This is a genomic window from Nostocoides japonicum T1-X7, from assembly GCF_001046855.1.
Taxonomy (GTDB): Bacteria; Actinomycetota; Actinomycetes; order Actinomycetales; family Dermatophilaceae; genus Nostocoides; species Nostocoides japonicum.
This window is the reverse complement of record NZ_HF570958.1, coordinates 4,776,245-4,777,663: the sequence shown is the minus strand read 5'-3', so window position 1 is coordinate 4,777,663 and position 1,419 is coordinate 4,776,245. Positions and strand designations below refer to the sequence as shown.

Below are 1,419 nucleotides of genomic sequence, written 5' to 3'. Positions count from 1 at the left end.
CGCCGTCGCGGCGAGGCGGTCGCGGTCGCTGTCGGCCTGGGCGCGTGAGGCCGCGCCGTTCGTCGGCGGCTCCGGCCGGGCCGTCGTCACCGACTACCACGTGCGCCGGTCCGCAGCTGCCCGCCCCGGCGGAGGCTCTCCCGCGGGGAGGGGCGCCGCGCGATGAACGGCGGTGGCAGGATCGTCGGTCGTGACCCCGTCCATCGCCGCCGCCTGCGCCGCCGTCGAGGCACTCGTCGCGTCGGGCGTCCGGGATGTGGTGCTCTGCCCCGGGTCGCGGTCTGCTCCGCTGGGGTATGCGGTCCGGGCCGCCGAGCGTGCCGGCCGCCTCCGCCTGCAGGTCCGGGTCGACGAACGCTCCGCCGGCTTCCTCGCCCTCGGTCTCGCCAAGCTCGGCGGCCCGCCCGCGGCCGTCGTCACGACGTCGGGTACGGCGGTCGCGAACCTCCACCCCGCGGTCCTCGAGGCGCATCACGCGACGGTGCCGCTCCTCCTGCTCACCGCGGACCGGCCGGCCGCTCTCCGAGGGGCCGGCGCCAACCAGACGACGGTGCAGCCGGGGATCTACGGCCCGAGCACCCGGTATGCCGTCGACCTGGCCCCGGGGGACGACGTCGCCAGCGCGGTCGGCACGGCGGTCGCGCGGGCGAGGGGGGAGTGGGGCGCTCTCCTCGGGACCGCCGGCGATCGCTCCGAGGACGGCCTCGACGTGGCCGCGGTGGGTGATGGGTCGGCGGCCGTCGCACCGGGCCCGGTCCACGTGAACCTCCAGCTCGTGGAGCCGCTCGTGCCGGCCGACGCCGACGACCTCGACGCCTGGGCGGCCGGCCTCGCCGAGGGAACCTCCCGGCTCACGGACGCTGAACGTCACCCCTCGGCAGTGGGCGCGTTCCCGGGGTCGGAGACCGTGGGAACCCTCGTGCCGCCGGATGGTGAGCGCCTCGGGTCGACCGGCGATCTCGGCCTCCCGGCGCGGACGCTCCTGCTCCTCGGCGACCTGCCGGAGCGCGATGTCGCCGACGCCGTCCTCGAGTGGGCCTCGACGCGCGCGTATCCCGTGCTCGCCGAGCCGTTCGGCCGGCACCCGCGTCCCGGCGTCGTCCCGCACGGCGTCGTCGTGGCCGCCGATGCCGGGTTCGTCGACGCGCACCCGCCCGAGTGCGTCCTCGTCGTCGGCCGGCTCACCCTCTCGCGATCCATCGCCCGGCTCACCCGCCGCCGGGACGTCCGCCTCGCCGTCGCCTCCGCGGCCGGGCAGCCCTGGCGTCCGCCGGGGCGGTCCGCCGAGGTCATCGACCTCCTCCCCTCGGTCGGTGTGGCTCGCCGGGACGGAATGGCCCGGGCCTTCGAAGGGGTCGGCGGAGCTCACGGGGGCGAATGCTCGCCTCGTCCCGACCACTCCGCCGACCACGCCGCGCC

Annotated in this window: 1 protein-coding gene; it reads left to right on the top strand. The window is 77.5% G+C overall.

All coding sequences use genetic code 11. The features are described from left to right. Positions 1-190 precede the first annotated feature (190 nt). Positions 191-1,419 (top strand): thiamine pyrophosphate-binding protein (locus BN12_RS21695; protein WP_048555627.1); only part of this gene is annotated, 1,229 nt, incomplete at its 3' end.